Raw genomic sequence first — 21,380 nt, forward strand, 5'->3', positions numbered from 1 at the left:
ATACTATGACGTACCTTGTATTACCTCGCGTTGCATCCAAGCATCAACCTTCTTTAGACATTCGTTCATAGTTGGACCGCAGCAGTTCAATCGCATGGACAACCGCTTCTTCAGATCTGAGATAAACGGACACCCACCCCGAGTCCGGATAAATATGATGCGGTTCGGCTTTTCCGTCGGCGATAGCGGCATCCCGCCTAGATTTCGGCAATAGCAGGTCGACGAGGTAATCGCCGTGCAGGTGTCCGATTTCTTTCCCTCCGACTGCGAATTCAATTCCGCCGAACCGATGGGGCTGGACCTGTACGCCCGGCCATGACAGCAGTTCGTCCGTAATGATTTCTTTTCGATTCGTCCGCATTGCATCTTCCTCCTCTATAGGGGCTTCTCCCCGCTCCGGACCTCGACACTGACATTACGGAGCACTTTCTTCAGCAGACTCAGCATAAGCCCATACTCTTCTTCGCTGATCCCGTTAAGGCTTGTGTGTCTAACCCGATCCAATGCCTCCTGAACCTTAGGGACTACCGCTTGACCCGCCTCCGTCAAATAGAGCAGCTGGTACCGGTTGTCCGCCGGATCCGCCTCCCTCCGCACATACCCCTCCGCCTCGAGCTTGGCGATCGCCTTCGCAGTCGTCGTCTTGTCGATGAGCAGCGCCTCGCTTAAAGCCTTCTGCGTCATTCGATCCCGGCCCGCGATCGCCATCAGAAAAATATATTGTCCGCTTCCGATCCGATAAGGGGCCAGCTCAGCGGAGATCAGGATCTGGAGGTGGCGGTAAATGGCGGAGATATATTTGCCGTAGGATTCCTCCACTATATTCACTTCCTTGAATAGGGTGTTATTGCAACTAATTATAGTGTATGCTAAATGGACTGTTATTGCAACTATCTGAAAATACGCTCGATACGGGAGGCCCTGGGAGGAAATATCATCAGGAAGTAGGATTCATAATGTAAGGAGAGAAAATATTCTCACTTTATTATACGCTCTATACCTACTATACTAGAGACAACTAACTTCTTAGGGAGGAGAATGCTTCATGGGAGCGAGCAACTATGTTCCGAAAATGCCGGAGCACATCGAATGCAATATCGAAAGAACCCTCGATGTGCTTGGGGGCAAATGGGCTTTTCTCGTGCTGCGGGAGTTGTTCTGCGGGACCAAACGATTCGGCGAGCTGCAGCGGTTGATCCCGTCGGTCAGTCCTCGGGCGCTGACCAGCACATTGCGGCATTTGGAGGAAAAAGGCGTCCTGGAGCGCCACGTCTTCCCTACCGTGCCGGTCACGGTGGAGTACACGCTGACCCCCAAGGGCCAGGACCTTCACCAAATCCTGAAGGAAATGAAGCTTTGGTCGGCCAAGTGGACTTGATGAATCGGAGTTGGATACGAAAAGCCGGAATTCCCGATCTGGGAGCTCCGGCTTGTTTCATTTCAATCCGCATACGCAGGACCGGCTTGATCTCCAGTTAACTCGTGCAGGAGATGAACGAGGAATTGCTGTTCGCTCTCAATAAGGTTCATGGGCTGAATGAAGAGAGCCCTGACATGCAGCGGCAAGTTCGGACCCCCTTGGGATTCATAGGCTTGCCGGATCCGGCTGCTTGCCTCCTCGAGGAAGTGCTGCCTTCCCTGCAGGGCTGCCACCGCTTCCTCTCGTCCTATGAAGGGCAAAGCCGCCAAGCCGAGTGCGAAGCGGGTATCCCGTTCCCGTGTGGCCGACAAACTGTGGAGAATCTCTCTCCTGAGCGTCTCCATGCCGACCTCGGTCGTGACGTATCTGGACGGCGAAGGCCCTTTGCCGGATTTTTTGCCGGCCTGCTCCGATCGGATCAGCCCCTTCTCATGCAGCTTCTGCAATCCTATATAGATCGAAGTCGTGCCGATGTTCGCCCACTCCCGGTATCCGCGCTGCTCGATGACTTTATTCACCTCATACCCCGAAGCTTGGCTAAACTCCGTGATGAGCTGCAGCAGTAAAAATTCCGCGTTGGATAGCTGATTCATAAGCATCCCTCATGAGTAATATTACATGTGTGTAATATATCATAGACGTAGTATTGGATCAACGGGATAAGCCAATTTGAAGCATAATGTAGCTTAATGAGGCGGGATATCCGCTGACAATGAAATTGAGGTATATCAACCGAGCGACCCTATTCCTTCCGTCCAAAGGCACCAATGGCAGTATGAAACAGGCCCATGAGCAAGACGCCCAACCCTCCGAAGACGATGGCCCCCGTAGGATGTTGATCCACATCCGCCCAGTGCACGAACAATGCCGCTAACACCAGCATGCCCCAGCCGGCGACGAAATTCAGGACAGCCGACGGACCGAACGGGGTGGGAAACGGTTCTTTGGTGATCCCCTTCACGAAGTGAGGTACCGCATTCGCCCCGAATACACAAAACTTATCAAGGAAAAATCATGACTGCCGTAGAAAACTACCATCGCATCGATCATGGGCCGGTTGGAATCGAATCCTACATTAACGACTTAAAAGAGAATATGAATAAGGCTTTAAAGGAAGCCGGCTGCGCAGTTCAATAAACCGGGAGTCGCCGTTATACTTCCGCTATTGATATTTCTTCTTCAGCTTCCTAAGCGCCATTTCTTTCTTAAGCACGACTTCCACCGACTCGGCCAAAAGATCGAATTTTTCCGCCACGGTGAACTCCAGGGTTTCCCCGCAATGGGAACAGTTTTGCTTTTGAAGCTCAGTCATCTTCGCGCACTTGGGACACTTAATCATGGAATCCACCTCAGCCGTTATGGATTAGTTGCATCAGTATTCGACTCGGTGAGACCAAACTCCTTTAAAGGGTTCAACACGAAGAAGGCTAGGACAGCGTGCCTGCCGGCAACCTGTCATAGCCTTAACGCGCGAGTCGTCAATCAGTGGGCGGCACCCGGTTGGTAATGAAGCTGGATGCACCCGGATTGAAGCGTCCTCGTTCTTAGGAGCTTCATGTTGATTCGATCCTGAACGTCCCGGAATAAAGGCTTCCCCTCTCCTAAAACAACGGGTGCGACCGTAAGCTGATATTCGTCAATCAAATCGGCATACAACAATGTTGAGGCGAGGCTGGCGCTACCGAAGATCGCCATGTCTTTAGCCGATTGTTGCTTCAGGCGCGTAATTTCTTCAACCACATTTTCTTTCACCAGCCGGGTATTTTGCCACTCCGCATTTTCTAAGCTGGTGGAAACGACAACTTTGGAAATCGAATTCATAAAGTCGGCAATACCATGATGGGCCGTAGGCCAATAGCTCGCCATCATCTGATAAGTGACTTTTCCGAATAGCAGCATGTCCACCGAGTGGAGGAACCGGTTCGCGTACTCGTCATATTCCTCATCCACAATGTGCCAATCGATTTCACCGTTAGGACCTGCGAAGAAGCCGTCGAGCGTAACAAATTCTTGCACAATCAGCTTTCTCATTCCTTCACCTCTACTCCAGATTCATAACTAAGTATAGAGCACAAGGCCGCCTATCGTTTCTTTTCGATTGCTAAAAGAAAAGGCTGTAGCTTACGCAACAGCCTGTGATCCTATTTCGCCGGTCGATACGTCAGTTCCACCGCGCCTGAACGGAGAGTCTTCGTGGCGATGTGCTGGAGCGTCTTCAGTTGGTCCTGATCCTTAAAAAGATGCCTGCCGCTCCCGAGCACAACCGGAAATACCATGATCCGATACTCGTCCACAAGATCCTCTTGCATGAGCGTGTTCACCAATTCGCGGCTCCCGAGGGCCAAAATGTCCTGACCGGGCCGCTGTTTCAGCTTCAACACTTCTTCCGCGAGATTCCCTTGGATGAGGCTGGCGTTCCATTTCATCTGCTCGGGAGTTTTGGTCCTGGATGCCACGTACTTCGGAATCGTGTTCATTCGCTCGGCAAACCCTTCCGGAATCGAGAAATCCCGGACCGGATTGACGACCGTGTTCGTTTCTCCCGTTTTGGGCCAGGCGGCCGCAAACCCTTCGTAAGTGACCCGGCCCAACAACAGAGCGTCGCACCCCAGGAGTTCTTCAAACTTATGCTGATTCTGCTCATCGGTATTGAACGGGACCGTCCAGATCGGATCCTCCATAACTCCATCCAGGGTGACGAACTCGGATACGATGACCTTTCTCACTCTCCCCCACCTCCGCCTGAATTAATGGGTGCGCTTCAGTTCCGCATCCAAGCTGTCCAGAAACTCCTTCGCCCCGTGCATATGATCCTCCAGCGAATCCAGACGGTCGAGGAAGGCGCATTGTTCGGTATAGATGAGCTTCGTGCCTGCACCTTCGGCTTTAAATTCAACCGTTGTCACCGACACCGAGATCCGCGTCTCGCCCATGTCGATGCTAATCGTGTAGACGATACGCTTGTCCGGTACAATCTCCTGATAGGTCGCTACGGACGTATAGATCGGACCTTCCGGTGGAGCGCCTCTTACGATCTCCCGCCCGCCTACACGGAAGTCGAACTCATCTGATTTCGGGAACCAATTGGCTTTGATCGCCGGGTCCGCCCATGCGGCGAACACCCCAGCAGGCAAGACATTATAATTACGCTCTATGCTGAACGTGTCGTGTTTGACGGAATATTCCTTCATTGTTTGATCCTCCATTTCTGTTATGGCTCCGGATGCTTGTCCAGAATAGCTCCCAGCCGGTCGAGATGGACGTTCCAATTCTCCCGTTTCTCGGCAAAAAACTTCTCATGACTCATCCGCATCGTCCCGAGCAGCTTGGTAAAATCTTCGACCGTTAAAGGCTGCTTCCTTACCATCAGGCTGGACACATGCTCTAGTTCCTGTAACAGCTTCTGCTGAGCGAACAGATTTTTCTTAATTCGGGCGATTTGAAGGGACACGATGTCGAACAAGCTTATGTGGTCCCCCGCCAGGACGGATTTGATCTCCTCCAGAGACAGGCCAAGCTCCTTCAAGGACAAAATTTGCTGCAGACGGGTAATGTCCGATTCGGTATACAGCCTATGGCCCGAGTCTGAATACCCCGATGGCGAGAACAAGCCGATCTGATCGTAGTACCGCAGCGTTCGAATCGTGAGTCCCGCTAATTCGGCCAACTCTCCAACCTTCCACCTTTGTTTCATGATCATCCCCTTTTTTCTGCGCCAGCTGTGTACCGGTAACCCCAGTATAAAAGATTACGTCACGTCATGTTCAAGTGTATTTTTCTCGCACCATCGACTAGGCAGCTAACTAAGGCTTATTCTCCTCCCGCCGCCTGGCGGTTGATCTGGTACAGCACGTGGGGTTTGAGCGGACTTTGGTCCATCACTCGGGGATGGTTAAATCTTTTCACAAAGCTCATCCCGATTTTGATCATAACGTTTTGCGACGGTTGATTCACTTCCGCTGTGAAGCTATACACATCCTGAAACCCCAAATCGCTGAATCCATATTTCAAACAGGCCCTGGCCCCTTCCGTTGCATAGCCTTTTCCCCAGGCCTCTTTTTTCAAGCGCCAGCCGATCTCTATACACGGGGTAAAATCCGACGGAAAAGTAGCTCTATGAAATCCTATAAAGCCTATGAACTCGTTGCTCTCCTTGACCTCCACTGCATAAAACCCATAACCGCATTCTTGGAATTCGGACAGAATCGCCTCATAGAATACGTCGGTTCCCTCACTCGATAACACGGAAGGAAAATACCTCATTACCTCAACATCGGCATTCAGACGACGGAAAGGCTCCAAGTCTGTCTCCATCCAGTCTCGCAATCTTAATCTTGGGGTTCCCATGTAAATCATGCTACACCTCCTTCTCCATTTTGCCCGTTTTGACACGCTATTGCAAAAGATTAGGAGCCTGTCATAAAGAAAAAGGATGAGACCGTTCGTCCCACCCTTCAAACGTATTAGGAATCCTATTCTTGATTCTCAACTGCATTAGCGCGTGTATTGGCAGAGGCTTGATTTTGTTCGAAGACTTCCGCCGCTTCTTCTGCGGAAAATTCCGTATCCGTTTTGCCCGGCACAGGCATCTGGTTCAACTTGGTCGACTGCACGTCCGCTTTCGCCGACTCGTTTTGCGGGTTGGCCACAATGGACACCTCCTTGTTAGGAATCACAACAAGCAGTAGGATGCCCCTTGTATGGAAACGGTATACATTTGCTTAGTCTCTATTTCCCATTACCAAAGACGAAATTCTTGGACTCCATCGCGATGGAGAGCCACTCCACCTGATGCTCAGGCCCGATGACCACCCACTCCCGCATCGTGCGCCGCCCCATCACACAAGGTTGGCCCTGCCCTTCTGCGATGAGTGCGGCCACCTTCGATTGTGGCAGCTTGACGATCAACCTTCCTTTGGAGGAAAAAGCGAACATCTTGCCCCCGACCCTCAACTCCCCTGAAGCACCGAACCGCCTCATCCCGCCCTCAACAGTAGTACTAACCTCCGGATCTTCGCACAATATCTGCACGATCTCCTCATATGTAATCGATCCGCTCATCGTTTACAGGACCGGCCGCAATTCAACCGTTCCCCGCACGACCGCCGGAGCGAGAGATGCCCACCGTACAGCTTCGTCAAGATCCGGTACATCTATGATGAAGTAGCCGCTAAACGAAAGTAAGGCATCGGACGCATAAGCGCCTTCACTTGCTTGAACATTACCATCGACCGCACTCACGGTTGTAGCGGTGTGATTAGGCTGCAGAACGTTGCCCGGATAGAAGAGAACACCCGCGTCTTTCATCGATTGGATGAAGGACCTCCACCCCGACCAATACTGCTCCTTCCGGGCCTCGTCTGTCCTCGCTGCGAAGTCTTCCTTGGATTCGTAGGTCATCATCATGTACTTCAATTTCTTTCCCCCTTGGGATCTGTAGTTGGGCTTGCAAAGGTATCGGGACCCGGCTCAACGCCCAGCAATACAAGCTCCAATCGCGAGATGTAGTAATTCCATCCGGCGAGGTGGGTGGGCCTGCGAGCCGCCGGCAAACCGGAATGCTTCAAGATGAGCAGCGTACCGTTGTCTTGCTCGTGTAATGTAATCTCCACCGTGCTAGAACCCGGCGGGAACGTATCCGAGCCGATCCACCCCCAGGTGAACACGACTCTCTCATTGGGCTCCACTTCTACATAATGTCCGGCAACCATGTCCGTTCCATTGAAATCGATTCGCAAGGCCCCGCCAAGCTTAGGCTCCAGCAGGACCTGACTGCCCATCCACATGACCATCTTTTGCGGATCGATCAAAAACGGGAACAAAGTGTCCGGACGGCAATCGATGTACATTTCCTTGATGATTGGATTGGGATCAAGCCCGTCCATCTTCACGCCGCCGTCGCTCCTCTTCTTCGGCTGCCGCTTTCAACCGCAGCAACGCATCGTCCCAGAAACCGTCAATAAACGCCTTAATGTCAACCAGACCCTCCCTCCTCAGGCGATAGTACCTCTTCGTACCCACGCGTCGCACGGTGACCAGCCCGGACTCATGCAAAACTTTGAGGTGCTGGGACACAGCCGATGGCGTAATGTCAAAGTGTGCCGCGATCGAACTCGAGGCCAATTCCTGCTCATGCACGAGAGTGAGAATGTCACGACGGCGGGGTTCTGCCAATGCCAGGATGGTTTGCTGTATCATGATCATAATGTAGCACAAACTTAATTAAGTGTAAACTACATTATGGTGTCCTTCGAATATACGGAAAACCCGCTTCTTTTCTCCCAGCCCGTTCGAGTCCAGAAACGGTTGCCGCCCTCGTTATCATCCAGCACGAAGATGTGGCATTTGTCTATGCCTTCTTCTTTTAACTTGCTCATGCAAACGTCGACCATCCGCTGGGCAATACGCTGATTGCGGAATTGCGGATTCACAGCCACGTGATAAATAAATCCCCTGCGACCGTCGTGGCCGCATAGTATCGTTCCTACGATGCTGCCCTCCACTTCATACACATAGCTGAGCCCGGGATTTCGGTTCAAATACGTTTCAATATTGGATTTGGAATCGGCATCACTTAAGGCCAGTCCCTCGATTTGGTTCCATAATGGAATCATCTGCTCGTAGTCATGAATGGTCATCTCGCGAATCACGCTCAACCAACACCCTTCTAAACTATTTTTATATGGATAATATAAACAGATAGCCGGGAGCGGCACCTGGTAGAGGTACGCTTCCCGGCCTTCTTACGGTTATTTGCCTTCCAGCCAACTCTTACAACCGACCGCTAATTCTTGAAGCTCATTAAATAACACGCCGGCATGGTAACCGTCGCAAACGGCATGGTGGAGCTGTACCGCTAGAGGCAGCAGCAATTTTTTGTCCTGCCAACGATATTTTCCCATCGTAAAAATAGGCAGCAAATAGGTTCCCCCCGTGTAGACATTGAGGTTAAACCCTGTGAAGCTGACCCACGGGATGCTGGAAATGGGAAACGTGTTCCGCGGTTCACTCGGGTCCGGGAATAACTGCTTTGCATTCTTGTACGTCTCTGTCGCTAGAAGGTAGCGCTCATAAAACGTTTGAAACTCCTCGCTGTAGGGCGTCCAAATACTGGAGAACGTCTTATCTTGCTCATGGAATATGGTGAAGCTGGGAGACATCCGATCCCAAACGCCCAACCGTCCCTCCGAATCCAAGCATGTTCGGAATTCGCCGTGGCGATTCACTACAGTCGTAATCATATAGATCAAGGCCGGGTATAGCTTAATCCCCCTGTACTTTAGTTCTTCCCGCAACAGGGTGATGTCTATATCGGCCGTCATGCTGTAAGTGCATCTGACATGGTTCAAATAATGTTCAAAGTAAGGTTTTCTGGACCAACGTTCCATATCAATCGGATTGAAATTCATTTCTTACCCCTCCTAAAATTTTATATTTTAGGAGGGTTGATCCACTGCTTTCACCATATCCTCATCCCCATTCCTCATCTAGGTTTGTGCCGGCCGCGTTAAGCTACCGTCACAATAATCGGCTGATCCCTAGTAATGATGATGGTATGCTCGTGCTGCGCCACGAAGCTCTTGTCGGGCACACAATAGGTCCATCCGTCCGGTTGCTCCACTACATACTCGGCGCCTGTTGAGAGAAACGGCTCTATCGTGATGACCTGGCCTTCTTTCAACACCCGATGATCATGCTTGCTGTAAAAAGGGAGAATCTCTGTAGGGGCTTCGTGCAGGGATTTCCCAATCCCGTGACTGCACAAATTTTTAATCGCCTTGTAGCCTCCCTTTGCCGCCTCCGTCTGAATCATCTTCCCGATCTCATTTAATTTGACTCCATGTCTGAGTGAAGCAATGATCTTCATCATCGTTGAGTGTGTGTATTCACATAGACGCACAAGCGATGGATTGTGCGGAGGCATCGTGAAGGAATGTCCGGCATCCGCATAATACCCGCCCAGCTCCGCAGAAACATCGATGTTTATCAAATCGCCCGGTTGAATGACTCGATTACCCGGGACGCCGTGGGCAACCTCCCGGTTAATGCTGATGCATGTATGGCCGGGGAAGTTGTAAGTTTGTTTGGGCGCGGGCGTTGCCCCATGCTTCTTCAGAAATCGGCCCCCAATATCATCGAGTTCCTGGGTTGTCATGCCTATCCGTGTGCAGCGTTTCATTTCCTGGATTGTGAGCGCGATAAGTTTGCCGATTTCTTTAAGACCATGAAGATCATCTTGATTTTGAATGGTCATATGGATCCCTCCGATCTTAATGTTTGGAGGGTTCTGTCAGCAGCCGCGCCGCCACACAGTTCTCTCCTGCAAAAATCCCGCCGCCTTGAAGCACCGTTTCACGAATGAGCTGAATGACCTCTTCGCGGCGTGTTCGTACAACCTCAAGCCACTCCATGGGGAGCTGTTCCGTCGAATCGCTATGATTCGCCCCCCACTCTGCCAAATCCAGCAAAATGGGGATCACATCAAGACCACTCTCCGATAATTCGTATAGATCTTTTCGTTTATCCACCGGATGAGCCTTTTTTATTAAAATTCCGTGTTGGGTCAGCCTGGCTAACCGGTCAGCCAAAATATTGCGTGCGATTCCTTCTTCTGAGCCCACAAATTCTCCGTAAGTTTTCTTACAAAAGTATACAATATCCCGGAGAATGAGCAAAGACCAAGAGTCTCCAAAAACCTCAACGGACAGATTGATTGGACAATAGGAACGGCGCGGATGTATTTTATTCATCATACCACTTGCCTCATAGGTTTATTCAACGTCTACTTGTACTCCACATTGTACTGCATAAGGACGTTCTCAGAGCCTTCGAACTTGCGTGTATCGATATGGCGGAGCGTGAGTTTTGCATCATTGTAAGCGATCGGCTCGACGAATATGGGGGTCCCCTCGCCTAGTACCACATTGCCAACCATGAAATGAAGTTCGTCTACTAAGCCATGAGCCAACAAGTCATTCCATAGGATCCGGCTGCCATACACCACAATGTCTTTGCCCGGTTTGCGCTTGAGCGCGGCGATTTCGTCATAGACATGGTTGCCGCCGATGATCGTTGTGGTATCACGCCACGGAGCCGAATCCTCTAGAGTGAGATCGTTCGATACAGCCACTTTCTGAACCGAGTTGTTAGTCGCGAGAACTCGCGATTCGTAGGCGTTCATCAGGATGAGTAGCCATTGCAGGCCAGAAACCGCTGAACATTCGGTAAGAGTTCCCTCCGAGCAGCACCGTATCGGCACTTTGCATCCGCTCGAGATTGTATGTATCGAAAGCCCCGTCCATCGGCATAACCATGACATTCCTGCCTGGCCCTTCAGAGTACCCGTCAAAAGACATAATGTTCACGACGATGAGTTTACGCAAGTTATTACTCCTTCTAATTTCAGTTTTATTTTGCAACTGAGATTAAAGTAGTGCACCTTTGCCCAATTGTCAATAATTCTCATCAATAAAAACAGAGAGGGCCGCAACAGGTCACTTGCTTACAACCTGTCACAGCCCTCATACCGCGTCCGACGCGGTCTCTCGTCCCTTACTCGTCTCCCGTCGCGATCGGATTGTCAGCGTAGCTGATCCAGTCGCTCCAGCTGCCGGCGTACAGCTTCACATTGCGGAAGCCCGCCTCCTCCAGCGCCAGCACGTTCGGGCAAGCCGTCACGCCGGAGCCGCAGTACACGACGATCTCGCCATCCGGGTCGAGATCGCGGAAGCGGTCGGCCTGTCCGGCGGCGTCGCGCCAGCGGCCCTGCTCGTCCAGCGCGGCCTTCCAGAAACGATTCTTCGCGCCCGGGATGTGACCCGCCTTCGCATCGATCGGCTCGACCTCGCCGCGGTAACGCGGCGCCTCGCGCGAGTCGATCAGCGTCACGCCGGGCCGGCCGAGCCGGGCCCGGATGTCTTCGACGCGCAGCAGCATAGCGGCCTGCGGCTGCACGGGATACACCTCGGAGGCGGCTCGCGGAGCCGTCGCCTCCGATGTCACGGGGTACCCGGCCGCCTTCCAGGCCGAGAAGCCGCCGTCGAGCAGGTACACCTGCTCGTGCCCGACATAGCGCAGCAGCCACCAGAGGCGCGAAGCCATCGCCCCGCCTTGATCGTCGTACGCGACGACCGTTGTGCTAGGGCCGATGCCGGCCTCGCTCAGCACGGCGGCGAAGGCGTTCAGGTCCGGTAGCGGGTGCCGGCCGCCATGCTCGGTGACCGGGGCAGACAGCTGCCGGTCGAGGTCGAAGTACACGGCCCCTGGGAGATGCTCCCGGTCGTAATCCGCCCGCCCGGAGAGCGGCTGCCCCAACGCGAATCGGCAGTCCGCCACGACCAGGTTCGGATCCTGCAAATGCTCGGTCAGCCAGCTGGCTTGGACGATGTTGCGCATACTATCCACACTCCTTAATCCAATTAAATTGTAGGATGATTAATAGCTAATCAAGGCCGCCATAATCAACCCGGTCGCGAAGCTCAGCCGGGAAGCGAACAGCCCGACGCTGACGTTGCCTTTCGGAATCTCCGAGACGACCTTGAACGGCGTGACCCATTCGAAGATGTAGAACACGAGTACCTGAAACAGCGCACCCAACACGCCCCAAAGCGCCAAGTCCCAAAGCGAGACGGAGTGGTAGATCGCCGAGGCGAGCACGAGGCTGAGCCCGATGATTTTGCCCCCCAGGTCGTGCGCAGCCGCTTTCGCCGCCAATTGCTTCTGCGGGTCGTCCGTCTCAGCGCCCGCCCGGATCAGACCGAACTCGTTGTACGGCGTGGTGAAGAGAAACGCCAGGATCCCCACCGCCAGCACAGGCAGCGCCACCCCCAAGTATGCGAGGAAATTCAAAATATGATCCCATTGGGTTTCAACAGGTGCCAATTCGATCGCTCCCTTACACGTTGAATAAAAAATAATAAGGATTCCATCAACAAAAGCTCATCCCAGCCCGACCGGCACATAGTACGACAAGTTCCCCGTGATGCGCCCGCCCGCTCTGGCGACGATCGCCGAAGCCCGGCCTCCGATCAGAAACGAGCCCCACAGCAGCCGGCACGCCTCGAGCCCCTTCTCCGTCTCCAGCTCCACAACCGGCAGCTCGACTCGCTGCTGATACACCATCGGCTGCTCCCAATACTGCGCTTCCCCGTCCTTCTCCTGCACCGAGCCATCGGCCCCGTACAGCGTGACGGCCCCGCCCTCCCGTCCGAAGATCGGCTTGCTAACGTAAGGGCGCACGCCTTCGAAGCGATTCTCCATATAGGTCGGCAGCATGTAGCGCTCGATAGTCTCATGCTCCTCCGCCGTGTAAAATTCCCCGGCCTCGTGCAAATTCCAGATGAGCGCCTGGAACGCCTTGGACTGCGCGAGGAAAGCCGCCGGCGGGTTCAAGACGCTGAGGCGGCCGCGCGCCATCAGGTCCAGCACATGCGCGCCGGTCGGGTAGCCGTCGCCCTCATCCCGCTCCTCGGCCAGCTTCTCCAGCGCATGCAGCCGGTACAGGAGATCGATCGGCTCGTGCACCCCTGTATCACCCCGCCACTCGCACAGCCGGTCCTCGAACACCCGCAGGTCGGCGAGCGGCACGAATCGGGCGTGCGTCAGACCGCTCCTAGCGAGCAGATAGCGGGTTGTGCCCGCATCCTCCTCGTGCCAGTCGAGGGCGCTGAACGCCACTCGGTCCACGGCATGCCCCTGCGCCGCATACGCATCGACCGCCGCCTGCAACGCTTCTCTCAGATGCGCCGCCATACCCGCGTTCGGGTCTTGCAGCCCCAATTGCGCACAGATACGACCGTTCACCTCGTACGCTTCGACGATGCTGGTCGGCGTGTCGCTGTTCAGCTCGAGCATTTTCAGCCCATCCGCCGTCTCCGCCCAATCGAACCGCCCGATGACGGTCGGGTAGGCGTCCGACGAGGTTACCCGGACCGCACCCCATGTTTCGCTTGGCAGCCCCAATGCCTCGAACAAAGCGTCGTCGCCCAGCCGGGCCATCTGGAGTGTCCGGTTGTAGACGACCCCGAGCCGCTCCGTCGCTTCCGCGATCTCCTTTCGCAGCGCCGGGCTGATCCGAATGCAGGAAGCGACCGCATACTCCTCCCCGTACATCCGGTCCCAGGCGAATACGCCCGCCTCCCGAATCGGTCCATACAACCGCTCTCGCCACGCCGCATAAGCATAAGCATCAGCTCCAGCTCCAGCTTGAGCTTCGACTTCAGCTTGACCACGAGCTTCATTCAAACCTCCGCCCATCCAGCCTCGGTAGCGCACGGTGTCTATCGCCATCGCCATCGCCCTCAGCCGCCCGAGGACGAGGAGCTGCTGCCGATTCCGCTCTTGGACCCGCTTGAGCTCGTGCCGGAGCTGCCCAAGCTCTGCGTACCGCTCGACACGCCCGTGCTCGCCTTCGTGTAGCGTTTCTGTCCATTGTGATAATAATAGGAGCTGCCATGATAGCTGCCGTCGTCGTCGCAATACCCGTCCTCATTGCTGTCATAGCATTCATTCGCACTGCTGGACCGCGTGCACCCCGCGCCGCCGATCGCCAGCGTCGTGACAACGAACAGGCTGACCAGCTTCCGGGTTTTCGAACCGTTCCACTCCATTCCTATTTCTCTCCTCCCCTGTCTATGTGGCGTACCCTACCCTTGCTCCGGCACCGCATAATACACATAGACCTTCCGATCCTCATCGATCTCCGTAGAGGTCCGGGCCCACACTTTCCCTTGCAGGGTCAAGCTGTCGCTCTGCAGGAGCAGCAGCGCATCGTCATCATCATGCAGCACATACCGGTGCACGACCGGGTAGCGGTCGGTTCCTTCTCTAAATTCCCTAAGCTCAACGCAAATTCCTCCCCAATACCGGTCGTCCTGCTCTTGCTCCAGCACATGCTCCTCGACCGCTTCCCGGACGAAAATGATGTATTTGCTGCCGTTCACTTGATTCCCAGTCCGCTCGTACACCCGCTTATTCTTGATCCAATAATCGCAGGCGAAGCGCAGCGACACTTCATCTTTATCGATAAAATCATAATAATACAGGACGGGATACGTCTGCGATTCGTCGTTCAGGCGGTACTCCAGTCGGGCCATGGCAACGAGTCTCCTCTCAAGCTTTGATATTCGGATAATACGCAGCTGCCTCGGACCCGGTTCCAAAGTCAGTTGCCGTTTCACCTCCATTATCTTATGATGAGAACATCTGTCACAATGAGCGATAAGCCCCATAAAAAAACCAAGAAAGTAAAGGAGATCCAGTTCATGCGGGAAGCCGAATGGCGGCTGTCGCCGTTAACCGAATCCCAGGGGCGGCTCCTTACGCTATGGCGCTACCCTGCCCCCTATGACGTCTACAACTGGCCGACCTGGGCCAAAATGCTCGAAACCGGCTACGAATTCGCCGACCCGCGCATCCGCGAGCAGCAATATCTGGCCGCTCATCTGGACACCGGCCAACTCGCCGGCTTCGCCCAGCTGTTCCCGATGCAAGGATGGACGCGCCTCGGCCTCGGGATGCATCCGGACCTGTGCGGGCAAGGGTTGGGACGCTCGTTCGTCCAAGCGATTCTGTGCACGGCGCAGCAAAAAGCACCGTCCAAGCAAATAGACTTGGAGGTGCTGGTATGGAATGTGCGCGCGATCCGCACGTATGAAGCCGCGGGCTTCGTCATCACCGACACGTATGACCGCCGTTCGCCGGACGGGACGAACGGCCGGTACCACTGCATGGTCGCCGCCGAGTCAAGCAGGGTTAGCACAGATGAGCGACCGGAGCGGGCCGAGTGGCATTAGTGAATGTCGCGTTTTTTGAACCGGCCGCCCTTGACGTCGTGGATGTTGCCCACAGCCAGGAAGGCGCTCGGATCGTGATCTTCGACGATCGACTTCATCTTGGCTTCCTCGAGCCGGGTGATGACACAGAAGATGACGCGCTTGTTGTCGCCGCTGAAGCCGCCTTCCCCGTTCAAGTATGTAACCCCGCGGCCGAGTCGGTGAATAATGGCTTCCCCGATTTCTTTGTACTGGTCGCTGATGATCCAGACCGACTTCGATTCTTCGAAGCCCTCGATCGTCATATCGATCATCTTGAACGCTATGTAGTAAGCGATGAGCGAATACATGGCTTGATCCCAGCCGAAGACGAAGCCGGCGCTGCCGAGAATGAAGATGTTGATGAACATGACCGTCTCGCCGACGGAGAACGGGCTTTTCTTATTCACCAGAATCGCGACAATCTCTGTCCCGTCCAGGGACCCGCCGGCCCGGATGACGAGGCCGACACCGATCCCGAGGATGATGCCTCCGAACACGGTGGCGAGCAGCGGCTCGATCGTGAGCGGCGGTACGGGATGCAAGAGCGCGGTGCCGATCGACATAAGCGCTACGGCGAATAATGTGGAGATCGCGAACGTCTTGCCGATCTGCTTATACCCGATGAACAAGAACGGCAAGTTAAGCAGGAATAGAAAGATGCCGAGGGGGAGTCCCGAGAGATGGGACACGATAATCGACACGCCGACGATGCCGCCATCGATGATATTGTTCGGGACGAGGAAAATCTCTAACCCGACCGAGACGAAGGCGGCCCCCAGAATGATGGAAATCGCCCTTTTCAGAAACTTGACCCTCGTGAGGCGAACGTGCTGCTGATGGGCTTCGGGATTGCTTTGAAACAGCTTTTTTTCTTGTTCGGTCAAACAGATTCCTCCCTCGGATTAAGTTAGGTAGATGAGCTGGACCTCTTTGTCTGTAATCGCCAGCTTGAGAATATGGTGCTCCCTATCGTAGCTGATACGGCCTGACCCGACCGTCATGACCGGATCCGACCCTAGCGCATAGAACAAGTCGTCCGCCAGCGTACGGATGCACGCCAGACGTTCTTCTTCTTCCAATTGCCCCCACTCTTCCTCCGCCATCTCCAAGCTGTCGTACACGTTGTCCAACCGACCCAGCGCGCCCGACAACTCCTCGATGATGTCCTCATACTCCCTGCCGAACTTGACGCCCATACGACGCCTCCTTTTCGCGCCGTCTGGAAAGCAGCGCCTAATAATCTGTGCTATACTATATTGTATCGTATTGTGCGGGGATGATCCAATTATGTTAAAAACCCAAATCACCAAAGAGGAGCTCGAGCCGCTAGGCATACAGGTCAAAGCGTTGTTCGGCCTGCCGGAGCTGGAAAGCGGGCTGGAGCTTCAGCAAAAAGGGTTCGTCTATAACACGGAAATCACCCAGGACCGCAAGCTTGCAGCCAAGGTGCAGGATGTGCAGGTGTTCGACGTGCAATTGGATTTACAAGCCCTCCCTTCAAGTGTATGCACTTGTCACCATGAGGGAACCTGTAAGCATATGGCGGCGGCTTTTTTGTATGTTTATGCGGTGTACGGCCGCCCGGACGCCTTCGTGCGCTCGGTTAAGCAGGAGGAAGCGCCCGCCTCTCCGCAGCGGAACGTATCCGCCCTGCACCGGAAGACGGTTATGCTCGCCGGTTCGGCGGAGGGAATCGCCCAAGCCCCCAAGGAATCTGCCGCTCCGGATCAGTGGCTGACGTTCGTGCAGGAGCAATGGGAAGCGTTTACGAGTAAAAATCGGCAGCATAAGCTGTTCCTGGACGACTTCTACAACGCGGCGTTACAGACGTTGACCCAACCGGCGCAGTGGTGGAGCCGCACGCCCCGGATGCTGTTCACGATCCTCACCGGCTTATTCCTGCTGCGCCGGGTGGACGACGATGCGCGGCAGCGGGAAGCGTTCGGCTATCTCGTCGCCGGAGACCGGCACAAGGAAGCGGCCTCGGCCCTCCTCGACAAGTGGAAGGCCGCCGTCCGGGAGGTGGACGCCGAGGAAGCCGCCAGCCGGTGGGTGCCGCACGTGGTTGCGATCGCCGTCCACGCCCGGGAGCTGCTGGTCGAGGCTAGAGCGGAGTCGCCCTATTCGGCGCTCGCCGCCTATCGTCTGCTATGGACTCGACTGCTGCAGTTTCTTGCGGCTGATGCCATGGAGCAAGAAATGCGCCGCCTGGAGGCCCTCTACCCGGATGAGGCGCATCCCGATTACACCCGCCAATCGGCGCTCCTGGCGCTCGTTCACTTCCAGCTGCTGCTGAACCGGGACGATGCCGCGTGGGATCTGCTCGCGAAGGGACGGCACTTCCGGCCCGAGCAGCTGCTCGACTTCCTCGAGGAATGGAAGCAGGAGCAGAATTGGCCGCGCGTGTGGCACTGGCTCGGACGCCTCATGCCGGCGATGCGGACGCTGAACGAGAAGTCGTTCCAGCAGTTCTGCAGCTACGGGCATGAAGCGGCCAAGGCGTTGGGCCACTCGGACGAGTGGCTCGGCAAGCTGGCCCAGCTGCTCCCGAGAAGCTATTACGCCTACACGGAGGCGCTCATGGCGCTCGGCCGGTATCGGCGGTGGGTCAACTTCCATGTGGCGGAGCGCATCGGCCTGTCCTCGCTCTACCCGATCGACATGCGCGTCATCGAGAGCCAAGATCCGGCCCTGCTGCTGCCTGTATTCCACCAGGCGGTCGACGATCAGATCCGCCAAAAAAATCGAACCGCCTACAAAGAAGCGATCCGGCTCCTCAAGAAGCTGTCATCGCTCTACAAGCAAATGGAGCGCCAGGACCGGTTCGAGCTCTATCTGGAGCGGCTCGCCCGCCACTATGGCCGGCTAAGGGCGTTCCAAGAGGAACTGAAGAGAGGTAAGCTCATTCGATGATCTTAACGACTCCGATCCAAATACATGTCAACTGGTTGCCCTCCGGGCAATTTTTCATATGGGGCGCGCTGCATGGTTCGGAGATGGAGGCGGATCATCTGAAGGCGCTGCTGTTTACTTGGCATGAGCCTTCCTTCTACGGCACGTTCATCGAGACCGTGCTGATGGAGCGCCGGCAGGGACTTCTGTTAGGCGCGGAGGAGGCGCTCGAGTACTTCGCCAAGCCCAGCTGGAACGAGCATGCGGCGCTGCAATGGGATGAGCACGGCTCCGCCCTGCTCGACGCCGCCCCCGATCTGCTGATCGCCCGCGAGGAGAACCGAATCGTGCCCGACTTCCGGCAATGGAAGCAAGGCCGTATCGGGTGGAAGGTGCGCATGGACGAGGAAGGGGACAAAGCGGAAGCCGCCGCTTGGTTCCGGAACCGGGCCCCAATCGTCGATGAGTGGATCGATTGGCTCATGGCCGAGCGGCTGCCGGAGGCTCAAGCCCGCCTGCTGTTGTGGGACGCGGAGGAGCACCGGCATTCGGCCGGGGTCGGGTTGGACTCGGGGGCGGCGTCGGGGTTGGACTCGGGCTCGGACACGGATGCGCGAGCGGGCCTGCCGTCGGATTTGTTCGAGAATGAGCAGGACTGGCTCGTGGCTATCGGCTGGCTGCCGGACGAATCGCCATATCGCGTCTGCCTGCAGATCCAGGAGCCGCTCGTCGGTTCGGCATGGCGCATGACGATCGTCCTGCAGGATCGGGCCGATACCGCGGTGTGGGTCGCCTGTACGCCGGCAGGCGTTCCTTTATGGGAGGACCGGGAGGAATTGCCTGCCCAATGGGGCGATCCCTCCGGACGGATTCGGCAGACCATGGCCAAGTGGTTCCACGTCATTCCTTGGCTGCGCTCCGCCGGCACGAACTCCATTCGCACCTTTATCGAGTATGCGGAGGCGTGGGATTTCCTGATGGAGAAAAGCCTTCGGCTCGCCGAGCTCGGCTTGCCCGTGCTGCTGCCGGCCTGGTGGGAGCAGCTGCGCCAGATGAAGCCGCGGCTCAAGGCCCGGATGAAATCCTCCGTCGGCTCGTCCCGCGACTCGATCTTCGGCTTGGGCCAGATCATGCAGTTCGACTGGCGCCTGTCTCTCGGCGGCCTCGAGCTGAGCGAGGCGGAATTCGATCTGTTGCTGAAGCAGAACCAGCAGCTGACGCAAATTCGCGGCCAATGGGTGCTGCTCGATCCTCATCTGCTCGAGCAAGTGCAGCGGCTGATGAAGCAAGTGAACAAGCGCAAGGGGCTTACGTTCCGCGATGTGCTGGAGCTGCACTTGACCGGCGACGCGGATGGGACCTTGCTGGACGATACGTGGCTGACGGATGAGCGGGACGAAGGCGAGCGGCTGCAATTGGAGCTGGAGCTGAACGAGCACCTGCACCAATTCATCGCCCAGCTCAGCCAGACGTCGGCCATCCCTCGCATCGAGACGCCCGATACGTTCCAGGGCAAGCTGCGCAATTATCAGGTGGAGGGGGCCTCGTGGCTGTTGTTCCTGCGCCGTTTTGGCCTGGGAGCCTGTCTCGCCGATGACATGGGGCTCGGCAAGACGATCCAGATGATCTCCTACCTACTCCACATTCAGGAGCAGGAGCGGCCGAGCGCCCCTTCCCTGCTCATCTGCCCTACGTCCGTGCTGGGCAACTGGCAGAAGGAGCTCGAGCGGTTCGCCCCCAGCCTGCGGGTGAAGCTGCACTACGGACCGAATCGGGGCAAGGGCGACGCATTCCGCGAATCCGTCGAGGATTGCGACTTGATGCTGACTTCGTACGCCCTTGCGTACCTGGACGAGGATGAGCTGACCTCGATGCGATGGAGCTCCGTCTGCCTGGATGAAGCGCAGAACATCAAGAACGCGTATACGAAGCAAGCCACCTCGATCCGCAAGCTGGAAGCCAACCATCGCATCGCGATGACGGGGACGCCTATCGAGAATCGGCTGACCGAGCTCTGGTCGATCTTCGATTTCATCAATCCCGGCTACCTGGGGGCGCTGCGGGAGTTCAATCAACGCTTCGTAGCTTCCGTGGAGCGCGAGCGGGACGCGGACCAGATCGGCCAGCTGCAGCGGCTCGTGAAGCCGTTCCTCCTGCGCCGGGTGAAGAAGGACCCGGCGATCGAGCTGGACTTGCCGGATAAGCTGGAGGCCAAGGTGTACGTCTCGCTGACCGCCGAGCAAGCGGCACTGTATGAGACGTGCATCCAGGATATGTTCGACAAGCTCGATCGTCTCTCTCCCATGGAGCGGCGCGGGCTCATCCTCGGCACGCTGACGCGGCTGAAGCAGCTCTGCAACCATCCCGCTTCGTTCCTCAAGGAGCCGGAGCGGATTGTACTGGCCGGCCGCTCCGCCGCATCCCGCTCGCACAAGCTGGAGCGGCTCGTGGAGATGGTGCGGGAGCTGCGCCAGGAGGGCGATTCTTGCCTCGTCTTCACCCAGTTCGTGGAGATGGGCAAGCTGCTCCAGGCTGCGCTGCGCCAAGCGTTCGAGGAGCCGGTGCTGTTCCTGCACGGCGGTACGCCGAAGGCGCAGCGCGACCTGATGATCGCGCGGTTCCAGCGCGGCGCCGGTCCGCTGCAGCCGACCGCCGCCGAGGCCGACGGCGAGAAGGGCGATGCGGACGGCGTCGCAGCCGTGGAGCCCGCGGCCGCCGAGCGCGCCGATGACGGCGCCGACGACGGCGAGGGTGAAGATGCCGTCGGCATCTTCATCCTGTCGCTGAAGGCGGGCGGCATCGGCCTCAATCTGACGGCGGCGAACCATGTGTTCCACTTCGACCGGTGGTGGAACCCGGCGGTCGAGAACCAAGCTACCGACCGGGCGTTCCGGATCGGGCAGACGAAGCATGTCCAGGTGCACAAGTTCGTCACCCTGGGCACGCTGGAGGAGCGCATCGACGAGATGATCGAGCGCAAGCAAGGGCTCAGCCAGCAGATCGTCGGGTCGGGCGAGCAGTGGATCACGGAGCTGTCGACCGACGAGCTACGGGATTTGTTCTCGCTGCGCCGTCAGCTGATCGAGGGGTAGCTAGGGGATCGAGGCCGACTGGCTTGGATCGACGGAACCATCCCGCAGCATGGCTTCACTTTCATCTCCGACACGGGGCCATAACGGCATAATTTGCCGCTATGGCCCCCATCTATTGCCCGGAGCCTTCAGTAGGGTTCGGTTCAATTTATCGGCGGATTC

General features: G+C 56.1%; 31 protein-coding genes. 4 read left to right on the forward strand and 27 right to left on the reverse strand.

Features of this window, described 5'->3' with window-relative positions; translation table 11 throughout:
• Positions 1 to 43: 43 nt before the first annotated feature.
• Together ACI5FR_RS19030 and ACI5FR_RS19035 are read right to left on the reverse strand one after the other, a co-directional pair.
• Positions 44 to 361 (reverse strand): luciferase domain-containing protein, encoded by a 318-nt coding sequence (locus ACI5FR_RS19030; RefSeq protein WP_405457147.1) that lies wholly within the window; start codon positions 359 to 361, stop codon positions 44 to 46.
• 14 nt (positions 362 to 375) lie between these two features.
• Positions 376 to 819 (reverse strand): MarR family winged helix-turn-helix transcriptional regulator, encoded by a 444-nt coding sequence (locus ACI5FR_RS19035; protein WP_405457149.1) that lies wholly within the window; start codon positions 817 to 819, stop codon positions 376 to 378.
• Positions 820 to 1,045: 226 nt separating this feature from the next.
• On the opposite strand from ACI5FR_RS19035, the gene ACI5FR_RS19040 reads away from it, so the two are divergent.
• A complete protein-coding gene (locus ACI5FR_RS19040; RefSeq protein WP_405457150.1) occupies positions 1,046 to 1,378 on the forward strand; it encodes a winged helix-turn-helix transcriptional regulator in 333 nt (110 codons plus the stop codon).
• Between the two features lie 62 nt (positions 1,379 to 1,440).
• On the opposite strand, the gene ACI5FR_RS19045 is transcribed toward ACI5FR_RS19040, so the two are convergent.
• From ACI5FR_RS19045 to ACI5FR_RS19155, 23 genes are all read right to left on the reverse strand, one after another.
• Positions 1,441 to 2,013, reverse strand: coding sequence for a PadR family transcriptional regulator (locus ACI5FR_RS19045; RefSeq protein WP_405457153.1), 573 nt, complete (start codon positions 2,011 to 2,013; stop codon positions 1,441 to 1,443).
• Positions 2,014 to 2,582: 569 nt separating this feature from the next.
• Positions 2,583 to 2,732 carry a hypothetical protein gene (locus ACI5FR_RS19050; protein WP_405457154.1) on the reverse strand — a complete coding sequence of 50 codons (150 nt, stop codon included), beginning with the start codon at positions 2,730 to 2,732 and terminating at the stop codon, positions 2,583 to 2,585.
• Between the two features lie 170 nt (positions 2,733 to 2,902).
• A complete protein-coding gene (locus tag ACI5FR_RS19055; protein WP_405457156.1) occupies positions 2,903 to 3,451 on the reverse strand; it encodes a dihydrofolate reductase family protein in 549 nt (182 codons plus the stop codon).
• A 110-nt stretch (positions 3,452 to 3,561) separates the two neighbouring features.
• Complete coding sequence (locus ACI5FR_RS19060; RefSeq protein WP_405457158.1) at positions 3,562 to 4,146, reverse strand: dihydrofolate reductase family protein; 585 nt, start codon at positions 4,144 to 4,146, stop codon at positions 3,562 to 3,564.
• A gap of 21 nt (positions 4,147 to 4,167) precedes the next feature.
• Positions 4,168 to 4,611, reverse strand: coding sequence for an SRPBCC family protein (locus ACI5FR_RS19065; protein ID WP_405457161.1), 444 nt, complete (start codon positions 4,609 to 4,611; stop codon positions 4,168 to 4,170).
• Positions 4,612 to 4,631: 20 nt separating this feature from the next.
• Complete coding sequence (locus ACI5FR_RS19070; RefSeq protein ID WP_405457162.1) at positions 4,632 to 5,114, reverse strand: MerR family transcriptional regulator; 483 nt, start codon at positions 5,112 to 5,114, stop codon at positions 4,632 to 4,634.
• Between the two features lie 116 nt (positions 5,115 to 5,230).
• Positions 5,231 to 5,776, reverse strand: coding sequence for a GNAT family N-acetyltransferase (locus ACI5FR_RS19075; protein WP_405457164.1), 546 nt, complete (start codon positions 5,774 to 5,776; stop codon positions 5,231 to 5,233).
• 116 nt (positions 5,777 to 5,892) lie between these two features.
• Positions 5,893 to 6,069 carry a hypothetical protein gene (locus ACI5FR_RS19080; RefSeq protein ID WP_405457166.1) on the reverse strand — a complete coding sequence of 59 codons (177 nt, stop codon included), beginning with the start codon at positions 6,067 to 6,069 and terminating at the stop codon, positions 5,893 to 5,895.
• Positions 6,070 to 6,148: 79 nt separating this feature from the next.
• Entirely contained in the window at positions 6,149 to 6,481 is a 333-nt protein-coding gene (locus tag ACI5FR_RS19085; RefSeq protein ID WP_405457167.1) for a hypothetical protein, read from the reverse strand.
• A gap of 3 nt (positions 6,482 to 6,484) precedes the next feature.
• Positions 6,485 to 6,826, reverse strand: a complete 342-nt coding sequence (locus ACI5FR_RS19090) for a YciI family protein (RefSeq protein ID WP_405457291.1) — start codon at positions 6,824 to 6,826, stop codon at positions 6,485 to 6,487.
• A 5-nt stretch (positions 6,827 to 6,831) separates the two neighbouring features.
• Positions 6,832 to 7,305: an SRPBCC family protein gene (locus ACI5FR_RS19095; protein WP_405457293.1), complete on the reverse strand. Its 474-nt coding sequence runs from the start codon at positions 7,303 to 7,305 to the stop codon at positions 6,832 to 6,834.
• Complete coding sequence (locus ACI5FR_RS19100) at positions 7,292 to 7,624, reverse strand: ArsR/SmtB family transcription factor (RefSeq protein ID WP_405457169.1); 333 nt, start codon at positions 7,622 to 7,624, stop codon at positions 7,292 to 7,294. Before ACI5FR_RS19100 ends, ACI5FR_RS19095 begins: the two co-directional genes overlap by 14 nt.
• A gap of 29 nt (positions 7,625 to 7,653) precedes the next feature.
• Entirely contained in the window at positions 7,654 to 8,070 is a 417-nt protein-coding gene (locus ACI5FR_RS19105; RefSeq protein WP_405457295.1) for a GNAT family N-acetyltransferase, read from the reverse strand.
• Positions 8,071 to 8,169: 99 nt separating this feature from the next.
• Positions 8,170 to 8,829: a type A chloramphenicol O-acetyltransferase gene (gene catA / locus ACI5FR_RS19110; protein WP_405457170.1), complete on the reverse strand. Its 660-nt coding sequence runs from the start codon at positions 8,827 to 8,829 to the stop codon at positions 8,170 to 8,172.
• A 98-nt stretch (positions 8,830 to 8,927) separates the two neighbouring features.
• Complete coding sequence (gene map, locus ACI5FR_RS19115; RefSeq protein ID WP_405457172.1) at positions 8,928 to 9,674, reverse strand: type I methionyl aminopeptidase; 747 nt, start codon at positions 9,672 to 9,674, stop codon at positions 8,928 to 8,930.
• Between the two features lie 16 nt (positions 9,675 to 9,690).
• On the reverse strand, positions 9,691 to 10,173 hold the full coding sequence (locus ACI5FR_RS19120) for a winged helix-turn-helix transcriptional regulator (protein WP_405457174.1): 483 nt from the start codon (positions 10,171 to 10,173) through the stop codon (positions 9,691 to 9,693).
• A 29-nt stretch (positions 10,174 to 10,202) separates the two neighbouring features.
• Positions 10,203 to 10,550: a dihydrofolate reductase family protein gene (locus ACI5FR_RS19125; protein WP_405457176.1), complete on the reverse strand. Its 348-nt coding sequence runs from the start codon at positions 10,548 to 10,550 to the stop codon at positions 10,203 to 10,205.
• Between the two features lie 16 nt (positions 10,551 to 10,566).
• The gene (locus tag ACI5FR_RS19130) at positions 10,567 to 10,803 is read right to left on the reverse strand and encodes a dihydrofolate reductase family protein (RefSeq protein ID WP_405457179.1); all 237 of its coding nucleotides are present in this window, start codon (positions 10,801 to 10,803) and stop codon (positions 10,567 to 10,569) included.
• A 169-nt stretch (positions 10,804 to 10,972) separates the two neighbouring features.
• Entirely contained in the window at positions 10,973 to 11,815 is an 843-nt protein-coding gene (locus ACI5FR_RS19135) for a sulfurtransferase (RefSeq protein ID WP_405457182.1), read from the reverse strand.
• A gap of 39 nt (positions 11,816 to 11,854) precedes the next feature.
• Positions 11,855 to 12,301, reverse strand: coding sequence for a DUF350 domain-containing protein (locus tag ACI5FR_RS19140; protein ID WP_405457185.1), 447 nt, complete (start codon positions 12,299 to 12,301; stop codon positions 11,855 to 11,857).
• Positions 12,302 to 12,358: 57 nt separating this feature from the next.
• Entirely contained in the window at positions 12,359 to 13,714 is a 1,356-nt protein-coding gene (locus ACI5FR_RS19145) for a glutathionylspermidine synthase family protein (protein ID WP_405457188.1), read from the reverse strand.
• A gap of 5 nt (positions 13,715 to 13,719) precedes the next feature.
• A complete protein-coding gene (locus ACI5FR_RS19150) occupies positions 13,720 to 14,028 on the reverse strand; it encodes a hypothetical protein (protein WP_405457190.1) in 309 nt (102 codons plus the stop codon).
• 36 nt (positions 14,029 to 14,064) lie between these two features.
• Entirely contained in the window at positions 14,065 to 14,514 is a 450-nt protein-coding gene (locus tag ACI5FR_RS19155; protein WP_405457192.1) for a hypothetical protein, read from the reverse strand.
• Positions 14,515 to 14,682: 168 nt separating this feature from the next.
• On the opposite strand from ACI5FR_RS19155, the gene ACI5FR_RS19160 reads away from it, so the two are divergent.
• Positions 14,683 to 15,213, forward strand: coding sequence for a GNAT family N-acetyltransferase (locus tag ACI5FR_RS19160; protein ID WP_405457195.1), 531 nt, complete (start codon positions 14,683 to 14,685; stop codon positions 15,211 to 15,213).
• Here the strand turns inward: ACI5FR_RS19160 and ACI5FR_RS19165 are convergent.
• Entirely contained in the window at positions 15,210 to 16,097 is an 888-nt protein-coding gene (locus ACI5FR_RS19165) for a YitT family protein (RefSeq protein WP_405457297.1), read from the reverse strand. The two genes, ACI5FR_RS19160 and ACI5FR_RS19165, sit on opposite strands and share 4 nt — an antisense overlap.
• Before the next feature lie 39 nt (positions 16,098 to 16,136).
• Positions 16,137 to 16,430, reverse strand: a complete 294-nt coding sequence (locus ACI5FR_RS19170; RefSeq protein ID WP_405457197.1) for a hypothetical protein — start codon at positions 16,428 to 16,430, stop codon at positions 16,137 to 16,139.
• Positions 16,431 to 16,521: 91 nt separating this feature from the next.
• Here ACI5FR_RS19170 and ACI5FR_RS19175 point away from each other — a divergent pair, with 91 nt between their 5' ends.
• Together ACI5FR_RS19175 and ACI5FR_RS19180 are read left to right on the forward strand one after the other, a co-directional pair.
• Entirely contained in the window at positions 16,522 to 18,147 is a 1,626-nt protein-coding gene (locus ACI5FR_RS19175) for an SWIM zinc finger family protein (RefSeq protein ID WP_405457198.1), read from the forward strand.
• Positions 18,144 to 21,218, forward strand: coding sequence for a DEAD/DEAH box helicase (locus ACI5FR_RS19180; protein WP_405457200.1), 3,075 nt, complete (start codon positions 18,144 to 18,146; stop codon positions 21,216 to 21,218). The genes ACI5FR_RS19175 and ACI5FR_RS19180 overlap by 4 nt, the downstream gene beginning before the upstream one ends.
• Positions 21,219 to 21,380 lie beyond the last annotated feature (162 nt).

The organism is Paenibacillus sp. HJGM_3, from assembly GCF_045062745.1.
Lineage (GTDB): Bacteria > Bacillota > Bacilli > Paenibacillales > NBRC-103111 > Paenibacillus_AA.